Below are 17,176 nucleotides of genomic sequence, written 5' to 3'. Positions count from 1 at the left end.
GCTTACGCCATCGCGGCCTGCGTCTTCGGCTTCGGCTGCCGCGACAGCGCCAGCACGATCAGCGAGGCAAACACGCAGAGCGCGCCGGCGATGAAGAAGGCCGGCAGGTAGCTCTGGAGCAGCGTTCGCGACAGGCCCGCACCAAAGGCGGCCGTGCCGGCACCGAGCTGATGCCCGGCGAAGATCCAGCCGAACACCAGATTGGCGCGCTCGGGGCCGAACTTCTGCGCGGTGAGGCGCACCGTCGGCGGCACGGTGGCGATCCAGTCGAGCCCGTAGAACATCGCGAAGATCGACAGGCCGTAGAACGAGAAGTCACTGAAGGGCAGGAAGATCAGCGAGAGCCCGCGCAGGCCGTAGTACCAGAACAGGAGCCAGCGATTGTCGTAACGGTCCGACAGCCAGCCCGACATGATGGTGCCGAAGAAGTCGAAGATGCCCATCGCAGCCAGCAGGCTTGCGGCCTGCACCTGCGGGATGCCGAAATCGAGGCACATCGGGATCAGGTGGACCTGGACGAGGCCGTTGGTCGAGGCGCCGCAGACGAAGAAGGTCGCAAACAGGATCCAGAACGCGCTCGACTTCGAGGCGTCGCGCAGCGTGCCGAGCGCCACCGCCGTGATCGAGCCGTGGTTGACGGGCGGGGCGGGCAGGGGCTCGCTGCCCTCGTCGCCGAACGGGCGCAGGCCGAGGTCGCTCGGACGGTCACGCATCGCGAGCAGGACTGCGAGTGCGGATACGCCGAGCATGATGCAGACGAAGCCGAGCGCCAGCCGCCAGCCGAAGCGTTCGGTGAGGCTTGCGAGCAGCGGCAGGAACACAAGCTGGCCGGTGGCGACGCTCGCGGTCATGATGCCGACGACGAGGCCGCGCCGCGCCGCGAACCAGCGTGTGGCGATGGTCGCCCCCAGCACCAGCGCGGTCATGCCGGTGCCGATGCCGATCACGACGCCCCACAGGGCGATGAGCTGCCAGACCTCGGTCATGCCGAGCGATGCGACCAGCGCCGAGACCACGATCAGCTGCGCCGTGAGCGTGACGTTGCGCAGGCCGTAGCGGTTGAGCAGGGCGGCGGCGAACGGCGCCATCAGCCCGAACAGGATGAAGCGGATCGACAGCGCGGACGAGATCTCCGCCGTGCTCCAGCCGAACTCCTTTTGCAAGGGAACGATGAACACGCCGGGCGCACCGACCGTGCCGGCGCTGATCAGCGCGGCCAGGAAGGTCACGCCGACCATCACCCAGCCGTAGTGGATATTGCGGCGGCTGAGTGTTGCCGCGAGCCAGTTCGAGATCATTGGGCCTCAATCATGGTTGGCGGTCCCTCCCGGGACTCGCGTCATCATTCTAATCTGGCATATTTGTCGGAAGTCTAAAATGTCAGACTTCCCTCAATTTCGGACATGCCGGCTAGTGCGTCAGCCGCTCCACCGCGATGGCCGTGGCTTCGCCGCCACCGATGCAGAGCGCAGCGACGCCGCGCTTGAGGTTCTGCGCCTCGAGCGCATGCAGCAGCGTCACGATCAGCCGCGCGCCGGTGGCGCCGATCGGATGGCCGAGCGCGCAGGCGCCGCCATTGATGTTCAGCTTGTCGCGGGGAATGCCGAGATCGCGCTGCGCCGCCATCGCCACCACGGCGAAGGCCTCGTTGATCTCGAACAGATCGACATCACCGGCGGTCCAGCCGACCTTGTCGAGCAGCTTGCGGATCGCCGGGATCGGCGCCGTGGTGAACCATTGCGGCTCCTGGCTGTGGGTGGCGTGGCCCTTGATCACGGCAAGCGCCGGAAGGCCGTTGCGATCGGCCAGCGAGCGCTTGGTCAGCACCAGCGCGGCGGCGCCGTCGGCGTTTGCGGAGGAAGCTGCCGGCGTGATCGTGCCGTTGGCGCGGAACGCCGGCTTCAGGCCTGGGATCTTGGCGGGATCGACCTTCAGCGGATGCTCGTCGTTGGCGACGACGCGCGGACCGGCCTTCTCGGTCAGGGTGATCGGCGCGATCTCGGCCTTGAACGCGCCACCCTCGACCGCCTTGCGGGCGCGGCTCAGCGTTTCCATCGCATAGGCGTCCTGGTCCTTGCGGGTGAACTGATAGGCCTCCGCAGTGGCCTCGCCGAAATCGCCCATGGAGCGGCCGGTCTCGTAGGCGTCCTCCAGCCCGTCCATCATCATGTGGTCGATGATGCGGTCGTGGCCGGCGCGATAGCCGCCGCGTGCCTTGGCGAGCAGATAGGGCGCATTGCTCATGCTCTCCATGCCGCCGGAGACGACGATCTCGGCCGAGCCGGCGCGGATGATGTCGTGCGCCAGCATGGTCGCCTTCATGCCGGAGCCGCAGACCTTGTTGACCGTGGTGGCGCCGGTCGCGTCAGGCAGGCCGGCGGCGCGCGCCGCCTGCCGCGCCGGTGCCTGGCCTTGTCCCGCCGGCAGCACGCAGCCCATGAAGACCTCGTCAACTTTTTCGGGCGCGAGGTTTGCGCGCTCCAGCGCCGCGCCGATCACATGCGAGCCGAGCTTATGCGCGGCGAGCGGCGACAATTCGCCCATGAAGCGGCCGAGCGGGGTGCGGGCGGCGGAGACGATGACGATGGGATCGGCGGCTTCGGCCATGACGGGACTCCCTGCGATGGCGGCTGAGTAAGATTATAGTCATCATATGATGCGGCTCAAAAAATGCAACCGCGGTTGGGATGAGAAAATCTTGTGGTTCGCATGAGATTTGGTCGTTCGATTGGAGGAGGGGTTCCACACACCGCTGTCATCGCCCGCGTAGGCGGGCGATCCAGTATTCCAGAGGCGGCGCGTGGATACGGAGAAGCCGCGGCGTACTGGATGCCCCGCCTTCGCGGGGCATGACACCTTTGTTGTGGCTACGGCCTGCTGATGCAGAGGCAGCTACCGCTTCCGATCCACGAACGCCTGCATCAGCCGCGTCGGCTCGTCGGTCAGGAACGACTCGCCGAACACCTTCACGCTCAGATTCACCGACTCCGTCAGCGGCAGTTCCTCCCATTGCCGCAGCAGCGCCTTCTGCGACCGCAACGCCTCGGGGCCGCATTCGAGCAGCGCCTTCACCGTGTGCTCGACGGCTGCATCCAACCCGCCTTCGGGGGCGACCTTGTCGACCAGGCCCCAGGCGAGCGCCGTCGGCGCGTCGATGTTCTCCGCGGTCATCACCAGCCAGCGCGCGCGGGCCCAACCGATCAGGCGTGGCAGCAGCGCGGCATGGATCACCGAGGGGATGCCGACGCGTACCTCCGGCATGCCGAAATGCGCATCATGCGCGGCGATCCGGAAGTCGCACGCGGCGGCCACCTCGAGCCCGCCGCCGAGGCACCAGCCGGGCATGCGCGCGATCACGGGGGCGGGGAACTGGCGCACGGCCTCGCAGAGATCGCGCAGGCGGCTGATGAAGGCCTCGGCCGATGTCTGGTCGAGCCCGGCCATCTCCTTGATGTCGGCGCCGCCGATCATGCTCTTCTCGCTTTGGCCGCGCAGCACCACGACGCGGATGCTGCGGTCGGTGGCGAGATGTTGCAGGCCTTCGCGCACTGCGTCGGTCACGGGCGAGCCGAGGATGTTCAGCGAGCCGGCGTTGCAGATCGCGACGTGGACGACGCCGCGCGCATCGCGCGTCACGCCGCAGTGGTTGTTGAGCATTTCCATCGTGGGATCTCGACGTTTGTTGGACGTGCGCGGGCGCACTGGTCGGGATCACTTCCGGGCCGAAACGCGCTGCTTGTCAAGCGGGCCGGGAGACGGAGTTGCCAGCGCGAAGTTCGTGGCATAGTATGATGTTTGTCATACAAAGAGGCCGCCATGTCCTGTAACGATCAACTCGACCTGTTTTCGCCCGCGCAGCGTCGCGAGCGTGTGGTGGACTGGCAGGTCCCTGCGCCGGTCGCGAAAGCGGCGATGGGCCTGTCGGGTATCGACGCCATGCTGGGCATTCGCGACGGCCGCTTGCCGCCGCCGCCCTTCGCAAAGCTGATCGGCTTCACCACGGCGGTGGTCGAGCCGGGCCGGATCGTGATGGAATTGGAGCCGCGCGAGGATCTCGAGAATACCATTGGCCTCCTGCATGGCGCGACGGCCGCGGCGCTGATCGACACCGCCATGGGATGCGCCATTTCGACCCGGCTGGAGGCCGGGCAGTCGTCCGTGACCCTCGATCTGAAAATGACGTTCCTGCGCCCGCTGTCGGTCCGGTCCGGGCTGATCTCGGCCGAAGGCAAGGTCATTAAGCTCGGACGGCAGACCAGTTACACCGAGGGTTTCGTCCGCGACGGCAAGGGCGCGCTCGCAGTCCATGCAACTGCAACCTTTTCCATGATCGGTAATACCTTAACGTGAATTAATCCACCGTCTGGTCCATTTCTGTGTTATGAGATGATCTCCGACATTCAATGAGACCAGCATGCGCTATTCCCGGGAACACAAGCAGGAAACCCACGACCGCATCGTGAAGAAGGCCTCGGTGCGGCTGCGCGAAAAGGGTGCGCACGGCATCGGCGTCGCCGACCTCATGAAGGAGGCGGGCCTGACCCATGGCGGCTTCTACGCGCATTTCGATTCCCGCGAGGCGCTGGTGATCGAGGCCTTTGGCTACGCCATGGACCGCTCGATGGAGCACTGGCGCAAGATCAGTGGCGAGGTCTCTCCCGAGAAGCGGCTGGCGCTGATCGCCGAGACCTATCTCTCCGCGCTGCACCGCGACAATCCCGGCCATGGCTGCTCGATTCCTGCGCTGGGCGCAGAGATCGCCCGCGAGAGCCCGAAGACGCGAAAAGCCTTTTCCGGCAAGCTCGACGAGATGATCGAGATGATGACCGACTACATCCCGAACCTGCCGCGCAAGGCCGCGCGCAAGCAGGCGATCGCGACGCTGGCGACGATGGCCGGCACCATGCTGCTGGCGCGCATCGCGGGCTCGAGCGAGCTGTCGGACGAGGTGCTGAAGGCGGGCAGGGATAGCGCGCTGGACGGCGCGAAGCGTGAGCCGAAGGTGGCGGCAGCGAAGAAGGCGAAGCAGAATTAGGTGGCGCCGTAGGGTGGGCAAAGGCGCTCTTGCGCCGTGCCCACCATCTCTCCGTGATCGTAGTTGGCATGGTGGGCACGCTTCGCTTTGCCCACCCTACGGGATCGGTGCTTGCCGCCCCGCAAACAACGCCCGCTCGCGCTCCACGATCTCGCCGATGTAATCCGCCACCGCCCTGATCCGGGCGAGATCCTTGCTGTCGGCGTGCATCAGCATCCAGAATGTCCTGGTGATCGAGATCTCCTCCGGCAGCACCGCGACAAGCTGCGGGTATTCGCTCGCCATGAAATGCGGCAGCACCGCGATGCCGAAGCCCGAGAGCGTCGCGTTGAGCTGTGCGATCAGATTGGCGCTGCGGAAGCGGGCGGAAATCCGCGGCGACACCTGTGGCAGATAATCGAGTTCCGGCGTGAACAGGAGCTCCTCGATGTAGCCGACGAAGCGGTGCTGCGGCAGCACCTCGCGCGAGACGATCGTCGGGAAGCGGTCGAGATAGGCGGGGGAGGCATAGAGCCCGAGGCGGTAGTCGAGCAGCTTGCGGCCGACGATGCGGCCTTCCTTTGGCATGGTCAGGCTGATCGCGATGTCGGCCTCGCGCTTGGAGAGACTGAACAGCCGCGCGGTTGCCACAAGTTGCAGGTCGAGATCGGGATACCGGTCCGCGAAGGGCGCCAGCCGCGGCGCCAGGAAGGCGGTGCCGAAGCCATCGGGCGCACCGATCCGCACCGTTCCGGTCAGCCGCGCCACGGAGCCGCCGACCTGTTCCTGGTTGGCGACGATGGTCGATTCCATTGCTTCGGCGCTGTCGGCGACGCGCTGACCGGCCTCGGTGAGGAGATAGCCGGTCTTGCGCCTGTCAAACAGCTTTGCCGAGAGGTGCTTTTCCAGCCGATCGACGCGGCGGATCACGGTGGCATGGTCGACGCCGAGCTGTTTTGCCGCAGCCGAAACCGAGCCGCCCCGCACGATGGCCAGCACGAAGCGAAAGTCGTCCCAGTCGATGCTACCTTGATCCAGCATTTTCGCACATCTATGGTGCAATATATCAGACTTGAATCCTATAAAATGCAGGTCAATAGGATTTGTCAAAGCGATCAGGCTCGGCTTCAAGGAGATCATTCCATGCGTTCAATTGGACATTTCATCGGTGGCAAGGAGGTCAAGGGTACCTCTGGCCGCACCGCCGACGTCTTCGAGCCGATGACCGGTGACGTCCAGGCCAAGGTGGCGCTGGCGTCCAAGGCCGAGGTCCGCGCTGCCGTCGAGAACGCCCGCGCCGCGCAGCCGGAATGGGCCGCGACCAACCCGCAGCGCCGCGCCCGCGTCATGATGAAATTCGTCGAGCTGGTGCAGCGCGACTACGACAAGCTTGCCGAGCTGCTGGCGCGTGAGCACGGCAAGACGGTTCCCGACGCCAAGGGCGACATCCAGCGCGGCCTCGAGGTCGCGGAATTCGCCTGCGGCATTCCGCACCTGATGAAGGGCGAGTACACCGAGGGCGCCGGCCCCGGCATCGACATCTATTCGATGCGTCAGGCGCTCGGCGTCGTCGCCGGCATCACGCCGTTCAATTTCCCGGCGATGATTCCGATGTGGAAGTTCGCGCCCGCGATCGCCTGCGGCAATGCCTTCATCCTCAAGCCGTCGGAGCGCGATCCCGGCGTGCCGATGCTGCTTGCCGAACTGATGATGGAGGCGGGCCTGCCGGCCGGCATCCTCAACGTCGTCAACGGCGACAAGGAAGCGGTCGACGCCATCCTCGACGACCCCGACATCAAGGCCGTCGGCTTCGTCGGCTCCACGCCGATCGCGCAATACATCTATGAGCGCGCCGCCCAGACCGGCAAGCGCTGCCAGTGCTTCGGCGGCGCCAAGAACCACGCCATCATCATGCCCGATGCCGACATGGACCAGGCGGTCGATGCGCTGATCGGCGCGGGCTACGGCTCGGCCGGCGAGCGCTGCATGGCCGTGTCGGTCGCGGTGCCCGTCGGCAAGTCCACCGCCGACCGCCTGATGGAAAAGCTGATCCCGCGCGTCGAGTCCCTGAAGATCGGCACCTCGATCGATCCGTCGGCCGATTACGGCCCGCTGGTGACGCGCGAAGCCGTGGAGAAGGTCAAGGGCTACATCGACATCGGCATCAAGGAAGGCGCGACGCTCGCCGTCGACGGCCGCGGCTTCAAGATGCAGGGCTACGAGAAGGGCTTTTATCTCGGTGGCTCGCTGTTCGACAACGTCACCAAGGACATGCGGATCTACAAGGAAGAGATCTTTGGCCCCGTGCTCTCGGTCGTGCGTGCGCACGACTATAAGGAAGCGCTGGCGCTGCCGTCCGAGCATGACTACGGCAACGGCGTTGCGATCTTCACCCGCGACGGCGACGCCGCACGCGACTTCGCGGCCAAGGTCAATGTCGGCATGGTCGGCATCAACGTGCCGATTCCGGTGCCGATCGCCTATTACACCTTCGGTGGCTGGAAGAAGTCGGGCTTCGGCGACCTCAACCAGCACGGCCCGGACTCGGTCCGCTTCTACACCAAGACCAAGACGGTGACCTCGCGCTGGCCGTCCGGCGTCAAGGAAGGCGCGGAGTTCTCGATCCCGCTGATGAAGTAAGGCTGTAGCCCAGCCCGTCATTGCGAGCGTAGCGAAGCAATCCAGACTTTCTCCTCGGACACACTGGATTGCTTCGTCGCTTCGCTCCTCGCAATGACGAGAACAGTGAGCAGCCCAGCATGCAGTTCGCTCTGAACGAGGATCAGATCGCGGTTCGCGATATGGCGTTGGCGTTTGCGGCGGAGAAGATCGCGCCGCACGCGCTGCGCTGGGACGAGGAGAAGCATTTCCCCGTCGACGTGATGCGCGAGGCGGCGACGCTCGGCATGGGCGGCATCTATATCCGCGAGGATGTCGGCGGCTCCGCCATGACCAGGTTCGACGCGGCGCTGATTTTCGAGGCGCTGGCGACGGGCTGCCCGACGACGTCGGCCTTCATCTCCATCCACAACATGGCGTCCTGGATGATCGATGCCTACGGCAGCGACACCCAGCGCCACAAATGGCTGCCGAAGCTCTGCACCATGGAGCTGATCGCCAGCTACTGTCTGACCGAGCCGGGCGCCGGCTCGGATGCCGCGGCATTACGCACCCGCGCGGTGCGCGATGGCGATCATTACGTCCTCAACGGCCAGAAGCAGTTCATCTCGGGCGCCGGCGGCACCGACCTTTTGGTCGCGATGGTCCGGACCGGCGGCGACGGCCCCGGCGGCATCTCGACCCTCGTCATCGACGGCGACACACCCGGCGTGTCGTTCGGCGCCAATGAGCGCAAGATGGGCTGGAACGCGCAGCCGACCCGCGCCGTGATATTCGAGAACGCCCGCGTGCCTGTTACCAACCGGCTGAGCGAGGAGGGCGTCGGCTTCAAGATCGCGATGGCCGGCCTCGATGGCGGCCGTCTCAACATCACGGCATGTTCTCTTGGTGGTGCCCAAACGGCGCTCGACAAGGCGCGCGCCTATATGAAGGAGCGCAAGGCGTTTGGAAAACGCCTCGACGAATTCCAGGCGCTGCAATTCAAGCTTGCCGACATGGCGATCGAGCTCGAGGCCGCGCGCACCTTCCTGTGGCGGGCCGCAGCTGCGCTCGACCGCAAGGACCCTGACGCCACCATGCTCTGCGCGATGGCCAAGCGCTTCGGCACCGATGTCGGTTTCGAGGTCGCCAACCAGGCGCTCCAGCTCCATGGCGGCTATGGTTATCTCAGCGAATACGGCATCGAGAAGATCGTGCGCGATCTGCGCGTGCACCAGATCCTCGAAGGCACCAATGAAATCATGCGGCTCATCGTGGCGCGCAAACTGATCGAGGGCGCGCGATGAATGCAGTGGAAGAGGGCGATCTGGTCGCCCGCGTCGAGGGCGCGGTCGGCGTGATCAGGCTCAACCGTCCCAAGGCCATCAATGCTGTCACCCTCGAGATGTTTCGCGAGATCGAGACCGCGCTCGACCGTTTCGAGGCCGATCCGGCCGTCGCCGTGATCCTGCTGGAGGGCGCCGGCGAGCGCGGCCTCTGCGCCGGCGGCGACATCCGCACGCTCTGGGAAAGCTCGAAGGTGCATGGCGATCTCGGCAAGATCCTGTGGCGCGAGGAATACATCCTCAACGCCCGGATCAAGAAGTTCCCAAAGCCCTATGTCGCCTTCATGGACGGCATCGTGATGGGCGGCGGCGTCGGGCTCTCCGCGCATGCAAGTCATCGCATCGTCACCGACCGCACCAAGCTCGCAATGCCCGAGGTCGGGCTCGGTTTCTTTCCCGATGTCGGCGGCACTTATTTGCTATCGCGCTCGCCGGGCGAGATCGGCACCTATTTCGGCCTGACCGGCCAGACCATGAATGGGCCGGATGCGATCCACGCCAAGTTCGCCGATTGGGTGGTGCCGGCGGCGAAATGGCCGGAGCTCCGCGAGGCCCTGACGAAGCTGCGCTCCGGTGCGACCGCGGCCGAGGTCGGCAAGCTCATCGACGGCTTTGCGACCGGCGAGACCGCAGGACCGGTGGCGGCGAAGGAGCCGATGATCGATGCGCTGTTTGGTTTCGATCGCATGGAGGACATCGTCGCCGCCCTCAAGCGTGACGGTTCCGAATTCGCTCTGGCCACGCTGAAGACGCTCGGCGAGAAATCGCCGCGCGGCATGGTGGTGACGCTGAAGCTGTTGCGCCTGGCCCGCGCCGCGTCGAGCCTGGAAGAATGTCTGGTGCGCGAATATCGCGCCGCGCTGGAAGTGTTCCGCAGCGATGATTTCCGCGAGGGCGTGCGCGCCGCCGTGATCGACAAGGACCGCAACCCCACCTGGTCGCCGCCGCGGATCGAGGACGTCACATCGGACATGCTGGCGCCGTATCTCGCCGGGATTGGCGCCGACGAATTGAAGTTCAACTAATCAACGAAACGTTCAGCGGAGGAAGCGAAGATGGCCACGATCGCATTCATCGGTCTCGGCAACATGGGCGGCCCGATGGCCGCCAATCTGGTCAAGGCCGGCCACAAGGTCGTCGCGTTCGACCTCGTCGAGGCCTCGCGCGCGCAAGCCAAGGCCGATGGCGCAAGCATTGCCGACAGCGCGCCGGGCGCGGTGAAGGGTGCCGATGTCGTCGTCACCATGCTGCCGGCCGGCAAGCACGTGCTCGGCGTCTGGAACGAGGTCGTCCCCGTCATGGCCAAGGGCGCGCTGATCATCGACAGCTCCACCATCGACGTCGAGAGCGCGCGGCAGGCACACGCGCTGGCCGCCAAGAACGGCGTGCTGTCGGTGGACGCGCCGGTCTCCGGCGGGACCGGCGGCGCCAAGGGCGCGACGCTCACCTTCATGTGCGGCGGCGACGACAAGGCGTTCGCGGCGGCGAAGCCCGTGCTGGAAAACATGGGCAAGAAGATCGTGCATTGCGGCGGCGCCGGCGCCGGCCAGGCGGCCAAGATCTGCAATAACATGATCCTCGGCATTTCTATGATCGCAGTGAGCGAGGCGTTTGCGTTGGCGGAGAAGCTCGGGCTCTCGCATCAGGCGCTGTTCGACGTTGCCTCGACCTCGTCGGGCCAGTGCTGGTCGCTGACGACCTATTGCCCGGTGCCGGGCCCGGTGCCGACCTCGCCGGCGAACAACGACTACAAGCCCGGCTTTGCCTCGGCGCTGATGGTGAAGGACCTGACCTTGGCGCAGGACGCGGCCAAGGCCGCGGGCGCGGCCACGCCGCTCGGCCAGCATGCGCAGGAGATCTATCTGGCCTTCGATAGAGCGGGTCAGGGCGGGGTGGATTTTTCCGGAATTATCAAGCACGTTCGCAGCCTCGCTGGAAAATAGCGAGGCTTTGCCCGTAGCCCGGATGGAGCGAAGCGAAATCCGGGTCAGCTGCTGCCAATTGCGTAGCCGGCCCCGGATTGCGCTTCGCTCCATCCGGGCTACGCTCGCAGGTCAATTCGACGGGCTCGGACCATGACGACATTTCAGGAAGCGCGCGCGTTCCTTCTACAGCACCGCACGGATTACGAGACGGCGGTCAAAGGCTTCCGCTGGCCCGATCCGGTTCCCTTCAACTGGGCCCTCGACTGGTTCGACGCCGGGCTGGCGGCGAATGCGGAGAGCAAGGACCGGCCCGCGCTCTGGATCGTCGATGCCGCACAGGACCGGCAGACGAAATTGTCCTTCGCGGCGCTGTCGCGCCGCTCCAATCAGGTCGCCAACTTCCTTCGCGCGCAGGGCTTGAGGCGCGGCGACCATCTCCTGCTGCTGCTGGGCAATGTGGTTCCGCTGTGGGAGACCATGCTGGCTGCGATGAAGCTCGGCGTCGTTGTCATCCCCGCCACCACGCTGCTCACCGCCGACGAGCTGCGCGACCGGCTCGATCGCGGCAAGGCGAGGGCGGTGGTCGCTGCACAGGATCAGGTCGCGAAGTTCGCGAGCCTTGGCGCCGAGAATGTCGTGCGCATCGTGGTCGGTGATGCCTCCGATGGCTGGCTCGCCTATGACGAGGCGACGAAAGCTCCGGAGAGTTTTGCGCCCGATGGCCCCACCAACGCCGACGACCCGATGCTGCTCTATTTCACCTCGGGCACGACGGCAAAGCCAAAGCTGGTGCTGCATAGCCAGCGCAGCTATCCCGTCGGCCATCTCTCCACCATGTACTGGATCGGGCTGAAGCCGGGCGACGTCCACCTCAACATCTCCTCGCCCGGCTGGGCCAAGCACGCCTGGAGCTGCTTCTTTGCGCCGTGGAATGCGGGGGCCACCGTGTTCGTGGTCAACCAGCCGCGTTTCGATGCCAAGGCGCTGCTTGCCACCATCGGCCGGTGTGGCGTCACCACGCTGTGCGCACCGCCGACGGTGTGGCGGCTGTTCATCCAGGAGAACCTCGCGTCGTTCAAGGTCGCGTTGCGCGAGGTCTGCGGCGCCGGCGAGCCGCTCAATCCCGAGGTGATCGATCAGGTGCAGGCGGCCTGGGGCCTCACCATCCGCGACGGTTACGGCCAGACCGAGACCACCGCGCTTGCTGGCAACTCGCCGGGGCAAAACATCAAGGTCGGCTCGATGGGCCGCCCGCTGCCGGGCTATCGCGTGCAGGTCAGCGATGCCGACGGCAACCCGGCGAAGGAGGGCGAGGTGACGCTGGTGCTCGGGGCGAGCCGTCCCGCCGGACTGATGCAGGGCTATCAGGGCGACGACGGCAAGCTTTCGGGCGCCGAAGGCACGCTCTATCGCAGCGGCGACGTCGTGTTCGAAGACGAAGACGGCTATCTCACCTTCGTCGGCCGCTCCGACGACGTGTTTAAATCCTCCGACTATCGCATCAGCCCGTTCGAGCTGGAAAGCGTGTTGCTCGAGCACGAGCTCGTCGCAGAAGCCGCGGTGGTGCCGAGCCCGGACCCGATCCGGCTGGCGATCCCCAAGGCCTTCGTGCTGCTGACATCGGGCGCCGAGCGAACGCCGGAGACGGCGCTGTCGATTTTCAAGCACCTGCATACGCGCCTTGCGCCGTTCAAGCGCATCCGCCGTCTCGAGATCGTCACCGAACTGCCCAAGACGATCTCTGGCAAAATCCGCCGCGTACAGCTACGACGGCTGGAACGCGACGACGACCGCAGCGATCCCCTGCGTGGCCGGGAATTCCGGGAAGAGGATTTTCCGGAACTGCCGAAAGCCAGGGGTGAAAATTAAGTGAGATCTCGTCATTCCGGGGCGCGCGAAGCGCGAGCCCGGAATCCATTTCGCAACACGCTCTGCGGTGCGATGGATTCCGGGCTCGATGCTCCGCATCGCCCCGGAATGACGACACCAGGAGCTATCAATGAACGAAGTCTGGAAGAAACCGCCGATTGCGCTGGAGGCCTATCAGGCCATGGTCGGCAAGGAGATCGGCGTGTCCTCGTGGCACCTGATCGACCAGCCCCGCATCGACACCTATGCCGACGTGATCGAGGATCACCAGTTCATCCACGTCGACCCTGAACGGGCGAAGAAGGAGACCGCGTTCGGCACCACGATTGCGCACGGTTTTCTGACGATGTCGCTGCTGTCGATCATGTCTTATGAAGTCATGCCTGTCATCGCCGGCACCACGATGGGCGTCAATTACGGCTTCGACAAGCTGCGCTTCATCTCGCCGGTGCGCTCGGGAAAGCGCGTCCGCGGCCGTTTCGTGCTGGCCGAGGCCAAGCTGCGCAAGCCCAACGAATTGCAGTCCCGCACCAATGTCACGGTGGAGATCGAGGGCGAGGACAAGCCCGCGCTGGTCGCCGACTGGCTCGGCCTGATCTATTTCGCCTGATACCACGCGTCGCTGCCGGGCTTGACCCGGCAATCCATCGCTGCTCAAAAGCTGTCCAAATCTCGCGCGGAGCGCTCTTACCCTCTCCCCTTGTGGAAGAGGGTGGCTTCGCGGAACGCGAAGCCGGGTGAGGGGTATCTCTCCGCGGACTCGGCTGTGGCGAGATACCCCTCATCCGGCGCTTGCGCGCCACCTTCTCCCGCAAGGGGAGAAGGAAGAAAGGAAGCACAATGGCAATCAGGTTTGACGGACGCGTCGCCATCGTCACCGGCGCGGGCAATGGTCTCGGACGGGCGCATGCGCTGGGGCTGGCCAGCCGCGGCGCGAAGGTCGTGGTCAACGATTTCGGCGGCGCGCGCGACGGCACCGGCGGCTCGCTGTCGCCGGCGGAAACCGTGGTCGAGGAGATCCGCAAGGCAGGCGGCACCGCGATGGCCGACGGCGCCGACGTCTCCAATTTCGAGCAGGTCACCGCGATGGTCGAGCGCGCCACCAGGGAGTGGGGCAGCGTCGACCTCTTGTGCGCCAATGCCGGCATTCTGCGCGACAAGTCGTTCGGCAAGATGGAAGCCGCCGATTTCCAGAAGGTGCTGGACGTGCATCTCGTCGGTACCTTCTATTGCTGCAAGGCGGCCTGGGCCGGCATGCGCGACCGCAACTACGGCCGCATCGTGCTGACCACCTCGTCCTCCGGTCTTTACGGCAATTTCGGCCAGGCCAATTACGGCGCGGCGAAGTCCGGCATGGTCGGCCTGATGAACGTGCTGGCCGAGGAGGGCCGCAAGACCAACATCCGCGTCAACATCATCTCGCCGACCGCGGCGACCCGCATGACCGAAGAGCTGCTGCCGCCGCAGGCGCTGCAGCTGATGAAGCCGAACGCGATCACGCCGGCCGTCGAGTACATGCTGAGCGAGGATGCGCCGACCCGCACCATCATGGGCGCCGGCGCCGGCTCCTTCGCGGTGATCAAGATTGTCGAGAGCGAAGGCGTCAACCTGCCGGAGTCCGAATGGACGCCGGACGCGATCGCCGCGCATTTCGCCGAGATCAGCGACATGTCGAAGGCGAAGGCGCTGACGGGAGCGTTCGAGCAGACGCAGAAATATGTGGCGCAGGCCGCGGCGAGGGCGGGGATCAAGCTCTAGCTCCACTGTCATTCCGGGGCGTCGCAAAGCGACGAGCCCGGAATCCATCGTGCTACAGAAACTGCCGCCCAATGGATTCCGGGTTCGCGCCCAAGCGGGCGCGCCCCGGAATGACGCTGTTTTCGGCGCGAGAATCTGGCCTAAACTCCCGCCATGACACCATCCGAATCCCACGTCGCCATCATCGGCGCAGGTCCCGCCGGGCTGATGGCGGCCGAGGTGCTGGCGCAGGGTGGGGCGCGCGTCACCGTTTACGACGCGATGCCGTCCGCGGGCCGTAAATTCCTGATGGCAGGCCGGGGCGGGCTCAATCTCACCCACAGCGAGCCGCTGCCGCAGTTCATGCCGCGCTATCGCGAGGCGGCGCCGAAGCTGCAAGCGGCGGTCGAAGCCTTTTCACCCGACGCGCTGCGGGCCTGGAGCGAGGCACTGGGTGAGCCGACCTTCGTCGGCAGCAGCGGCCGCGTGTTTCCAAAAGCGTTCAAGGCCTCGCCCTTGCTGCGCGCCTGGCTGCGGCGGCTCGACGCCGCCGGCGTGCGGTTTGCATTCCGCCATCGCTGGACCGGCTGGGACGGGGAAGGGCGGTTGTTGTTCCAAACATCGAGCGGCACCTCCGCCGTTGCAGCCGACGCCACCGTGCTCGCGCTCGGCGGCGCAAGCTGGCCGCGGCTCGGGTCGGACGGCAGCTGGGTCGATATCCTCGCGTCCAAAGACATTGTCATCTCGAGGCTGCGGCCGGCCAATTCCGGTTTCACGGTCGCATGGTCCGAATTGTTCCGTGATCGTTTCGAGGGCCAGCCGCTCAAGGGCGTCGCGCTGACGATCGGTGCACACACGGTGCGCGGCGAAGCGATGATCACCCGCGGCGGCATCGAAGGCGGCGCGATCTATGCGCTGTCGGCGGAGCTGCGCGAGGCGGTGCTGGGTCTCGGACAGGCGACGCTCACGATCGCACTGCGGCCCGACCTCGACGCTGCCGCGCTGACCGTGCGCCTGTCGGGCACACGCGGCAAGCAATCGCTCGCAAACTTCCTGCGCAAGGCAGCGCAGCTGTCACCGGTCGGCATCGGCCTGATGCAGGAGGCCGCCATCGCATCCGGCCGGCCGCTGGCCTCGTTCTCGCCGGCCGAGCTCGCACACCTGGTCAACGCAATTCCGGTTCGGCTCACCGGCGTCGCCCCGATCGATCGCGCGATCTCGACTGCAGGCGGGCTTTCGTTTGACGAGCTCGACGCGGGCTTCATGATCCGCAAGCTGCCCGGCGTGTTCGCCGCCGGCGAAATGCTGGACTGGGAGGCGCCGACGGGGGGCTACCTGCTGCAGGCATCGTTCGCGACGGGGGCTGCCGCGGGTAGGGGCGTCTTGGAGTGGCTGAAGCGTTCTTAGAACGCCGTCGCCCTTCGAGGCTCGCCCAGCGGCGCAGTGCGCCGCAAGGCTCGCACCTCAGGGTGACGGCTATCCGCGAGCATCATCATAAGTCGGCCTAACGAGAGCGTCATCCTGAGGCGCTCGTTTCCGGTGCGAGAGCACCGGAAACCGAGCCTCGAAGGATGGCGCGGACGCGCCGCAGCACGCCTAGCGCAGCTTCCCGCGCGCCGCCACCGGCAGCGTGCCGATGATCTCCTCGCCACGCACCATCAGCACCTCGTCCATCATGTTGACGACGACGCAGACATGATTGGGCACGATGCGCACGACATCGCCGACATTCGGCCGGGTGTTGCTGCGGGAGAGGTCGAGGAAGCCGTGCTCCTCGGCGAAGCGCGCGATCTTGGCTTCGGGGTGCTCCAGGATCAGTCCGTGGCCGTCGAGCCCGCCGGTGTCCGTGGTCAGCGTCTTGGAGCCGGCATCGAGAATGCCGCGCTCGGGCGCGGCGCGGCTCACGACGGTTGAATAGATATGCAGCGCGCAGTCGTCCCAGGTGGCGGAGCCGGCCGCGACCTGCATGCGGTCGTTGTAGATGTAGGTGCCGAAGCGATGCTCGGTGCCGCCCTTGAGCTTGCCGAGATTGACGAGGTTCGGCGTGCCGCCGGTCGAGACGATCTTTGCATCCAGCCCGTGCGCGCGCACGCCGGCCAGCGCCTCGTCGTAGAATTTTTGCGCGTCCGCCCAGCCGGTCTCGGTGGGATAGAGCATGAAGCCGGCGAACTCGAGCCCTTTGGACCCGGCGATCTCGCGCGCCAGCGCAATCGCCTCCGCCGGTGTCTCGACGCCCGCGCGCTTGCGGCCCGTATCGCATTCGACCACCACCGAGAGCGGACGGCCCGAGGCCGCGGCGGCCTTGGGCAGACCTGCGACGACCGTCGAATTGTCCGCGGCAACCGTCATGTACGCCTTCGCCTGCAGCGCGCCGAGCCGCGCCATCTTCTCTTCGCCGAGCAGGTTGTAGCTGATCAGGATGTCGTCGATGCCGGCATTGGCCATGATCTCGGCCTCGCCGATCTTCTGGCAGGTGATGCCCTTGGCGCCGGCCGCGACCTGCATCTTTGCGATCGTCGGGTTCTTGTGCGTCTTGATGTGAGGACGATTGGCGACGCCGGCGTCGTCGCAGGCCTTCTGGATCCGCGCGATGTTGCGCTCGACCTTGTCCATGTCGATGACGGCGCAGGGCGTGCCGTATTCGCGGGCGATCTTGGCGGCGAGAATCGTTGTCATGGCAGTCCCCT

General features: G+C 65.9%; 14 protein-coding genes and 1 pseudogene. 10 read left to right on the top strand and 5 right to left on the bottom strand.

What is annotated here, in order from left to right; translation table 11 throughout:
- Positions 1-2: 2 nt before the first annotated feature.
- From A3M7_RS0106055 to A3M7_RS0106045, 3 genes are all read right to left on the bottom strand, one after another.
- The gene (locus A3M7_RS0106055; protein ID WP_027543118.1) at positions 3-1,298 is read right to left on the bottom strand and encodes an MFS transporter; all 1,296 of its coding nucleotides are present in this window, start codon (positions 1,296-1,298) and stop codon (positions 3-5) included.
- Between the two features lie 112 nt (positions 1,299-1,410).
- The gene (locus tag A3M7_RS0106050) at positions 1,411-2,607 is read right to left on the bottom strand and encodes an acetyl-CoA C-acyltransferase (RefSeq protein ID WP_027543117.1); all 1,197 of its coding nucleotides are present in this window, start codon (positions 2,605-2,607) and stop codon (positions 1,411-1,413) included.
- A gap of 285 nt (positions 2,608-2,892) precedes the next feature.
- Positions 2,893-3,663, bottom strand: a complete 771-nt coding sequence (locus A3M7_RS0106045; protein WP_027543116.1) for an enoyl-CoA hydratase — start codon at positions 3,661-3,663, stop codon at positions 2,893-2,895.
- A gap of 153 nt (positions 3,664-3,816) precedes the next feature.
- On the opposite strand from A3M7_RS0106045, the gene A3M7_RS0106040 reads away from it, so the two are divergent.
- Together A3M7_RS0106040 and A3M7_RS0106035 are read left to right on the top strand one after the other, a co-directional pair.
- On the top strand, positions 3,817-4,350 hold the full coding sequence (locus A3M7_RS0106040) for a PaaI family thioesterase (RefSeq protein WP_027543115.1): 534 nt from the start codon (positions 3,817-3,819) through the stop codon (positions 4,348-4,350).
- A 64-nt stretch (positions 4,351-4,414) separates the two neighbouring features.
- Entirely contained in the window at positions 4,415-5,035 is a 621-nt protein-coding gene (locus A3M7_RS0106035; protein WP_027543114.1) for a TetR/AcrR family transcriptional regulator, read from the top strand.
- A gap of 96 nt (positions 5,036-5,131) precedes the next feature.
- Here the strand turns inward: A3M7_RS0106035 and A3M7_RS0106030 are convergent, their stop codons facing one another.
- Positions 5,132-6,055, bottom strand: coding sequence for a LysR family transcriptional regulator (locus tag A3M7_RS0106030; RefSeq protein ID WP_027543113.1), 924 nt, complete (start codon positions 6,053-6,055; stop codon positions 5,132-5,134).
- 102 nt (positions 6,056-6,157) lie between these two features.
- Here A3M7_RS0106030 and A3M7_RS0106025 point away from each other — a divergent pair, with 102 nt between their 5' ends.
- From A3M7_RS0106025 to A3M7_RS0105990, 8 genes and pseudogenes are all read left to right on the top strand, one after another.
- Positions 6,158-7,654 carry a CoA-acylating methylmalonate-semialdehyde dehydrogenase gene (locus A3M7_RS0106025; protein WP_027543112.1) on the top strand — a complete coding sequence of 499 codons (1,497 nt, stop codon included), beginning with the start codon at positions 6,158-6,160 and terminating at the stop codon, positions 7,652-7,654.
- Positions 7,655-7,773: 119 nt separating this feature from the next.
- Positions 7,774-8,919, top strand: a complete 1,146-nt coding sequence (locus A3M7_RS0106020; protein ID WP_027543111.1) for an isobutyryl-CoA dehydrogenase — start codon at positions 7,774-7,776, stop codon at positions 8,917-8,919.
- Entirely contained in the window at positions 8,916-9,983 is a 1,068-nt protein-coding gene (locus A3M7_RS0106015; protein WP_027543110.1) for an enoyl-CoA hydratase/isomerase family protein, read from the top strand. Before A3M7_RS0106020 ends, A3M7_RS0106015 begins: the two co-directional genes overlap by 4 nt.
- Before the next feature lie 21 nt (positions 9,984-10,004).
- Positions 10,005-10,901, top strand: a pseudogene (gene mmsB / locus A3M7_RS0106010) (3-hydroxyisobutyrate dehydrogenase); the annotation flags it as partial.
- A 132-nt stretch (positions 10,902-11,033) separates the two neighbouring features.
- The gene (locus tag A3M7_RS0106005) at positions 11,034-12,752 is read left to right on the top strand and encodes an AMP-binding protein (RefSeq protein WP_027543108.1); all 1,719 of its coding nucleotides are present in this window, start codon (positions 11,034-11,036) and stop codon (positions 12,750-12,752) included.
- 130 nt (positions 12,753-12,882) lie between these two features.
- Positions 12,883-13,362: a MaoC family dehydratase gene (locus tag A3M7_RS0106000; RefSeq protein WP_027543107.1), complete on the top strand. Its 480-nt coding sequence runs from the start codon at positions 12,883-12,885 to the stop codon at positions 13,360-13,362.
- A 230-nt stretch (positions 13,363-13,592) separates the two neighbouring features.
- Positions 13,593-14,510 (top strand): SDR family NAD(P)-dependent oxidoreductase, encoded by a 918-nt coding sequence (locus A3M7_RS0105995; protein WP_027543106.1) that lies wholly within the window; start codon positions 13,593-13,595, stop codon positions 14,508-14,510.
- Between the two features lie 153 nt (positions 14,511-14,663).
- Positions 14,664-15,896 (top strand): NAD(P)/FAD-dependent oxidoreductase, encoded by a 1,233-nt coding sequence (locus A3M7_RS0105990; RefSeq protein ID WP_027543105.1) that lies wholly within the window; start codon positions 14,664-14,666, stop codon positions 15,894-15,896.
- Between the two features lie 189 nt (positions 15,897-16,085).
- Here A3M7_RS0105990 and A3M7_RS0105985 read toward each other — a convergent pair whose 3' ends face one another.
- Entirely contained in the window at positions 16,086-17,165 is a 1,080-nt protein-coding gene (locus tag A3M7_RS0105985) for a D-TA family PLP-dependent enzyme (RefSeq protein ID WP_027543104.1), read from the bottom strand.
- Positions 17,166-17,176 lie beyond the last annotated feature (11 nt).

This window comes from Bradyrhizobium sp. WSM2254 (assembly GCF_000472645.1).
In the GTDB taxonomy this organism is placed as follows: domain Bacteria; phylum Pseudomonadota; class Alphaproteobacteria; order Rhizobiales; family Xanthobacteraceae; genus Bradyrhizobium; species Bradyrhizobium niftali.
This window is presented reverse-complemented; position numbering and strand designations above follow the sequence as displayed.

What these genes read in the sequence shown, in the direction of transcription:
- A3M7_RS0106055 (WP_027543118.1), bottom strand. Translation starts at nt 1,298, where the DNA reads ATGATCTCGAACTGGCTCGCGGCAACACTCAGCCGCCGCAATATCCAC.
- A3M7_RS0106050 (WP_027543117.1), bottom strand. Translation starts at nt 2,607, where the DNA reads ATGGCCGAAGCCGCCGATCCCATCGTCATCGTCTCCGCCGCCCGCACC.
- A3M7_RS0106045 (WP_027543116.1), bottom strand. Translation starts at nt 3,663, where the DNA reads ATGGAAATGCTCAACAACCACTGCGGCGTGACGCGCGATGCGCGCGGC.
- A3M7_RS0106040 (WP_027543115.1), top strand. Translation starts at nt 3,817, where the DNA reads ATGTCCTGTAACGATCAACTCGACCTGTTTTCGCCCGCGCAGCGTCGC.
- A3M7_RS0106035 (WP_027543114.1), top strand. Translation starts at nt 4,415, where the DNA reads ATGCGCTATTCCCGGGAACACAAGCAGGAAACCCACGACCGCATCGTG.
- A3M7_RS0106030 (WP_027543113.1), bottom strand. Translation starts at nt 6,055, where the DNA reads ATGCTGGATCAAGGTAGCATCGACTGGGACGACTTTCGCTTCGTGCTG.
- A3M7_RS0106025 (WP_027543112.1), top strand. Translation starts at nt 6,158, where the DNA reads ATGCGTTCAATTGGACATTTCATCGGTGGCAAGGAGGTCAAGGGTACC.
- A3M7_RS0106020 (WP_027543111.1), top strand. Translation starts at nt 7,774, where the DNA reads ATGCAGTTCGCTCTGAACGAGGATCAGATCGCGGTTCGCGATATGGCG.
- A3M7_RS0106015 (WP_027543110.1), top strand. Translation starts at nt 8,916, where the DNA reads ATGAATGCAGTGGAAGAGGGCGATCTGGTCGCCCGCGTCGAGGGCGCG.
- A3M7_RS0106005 (WP_027543108.1), top strand. Translation starts at nt 11,034, where the DNA reads ATGACGACATTTCAGGAAGCGCGCGCGTTCCTTCTACAGCACCGCACG.
- A3M7_RS0106000 (WP_027543107.1), top strand. Translation starts at nt 12,883, where the DNA reads ATGAACGAAGTCTGGAAGAAACCGCCGATTGCGCTGGAGGCCTATCAG.
- A3M7_RS0105995 (WP_027543106.1), top strand. Translation starts at nt 13,593, where the DNA reads ATGGCAATCAGGTTTGACGGACGCGTCGCCATCGTCACCGGCGCGGGC.
- A3M7_RS0105990 (WP_027543105.1), top strand. Translation starts at nt 14,664, where the DNA reads ATGACACCATCCGAATCCCACGTCGCCATCATCGGCGCAGGTCCCGCC.
- A3M7_RS0105985 (WP_027543104.1), bottom strand. Translation starts at nt 17,165, where the DNA reads ATGACAACGATTCTCGCCGCCAAGATCGCCCGCGAATACGGCACGCCC.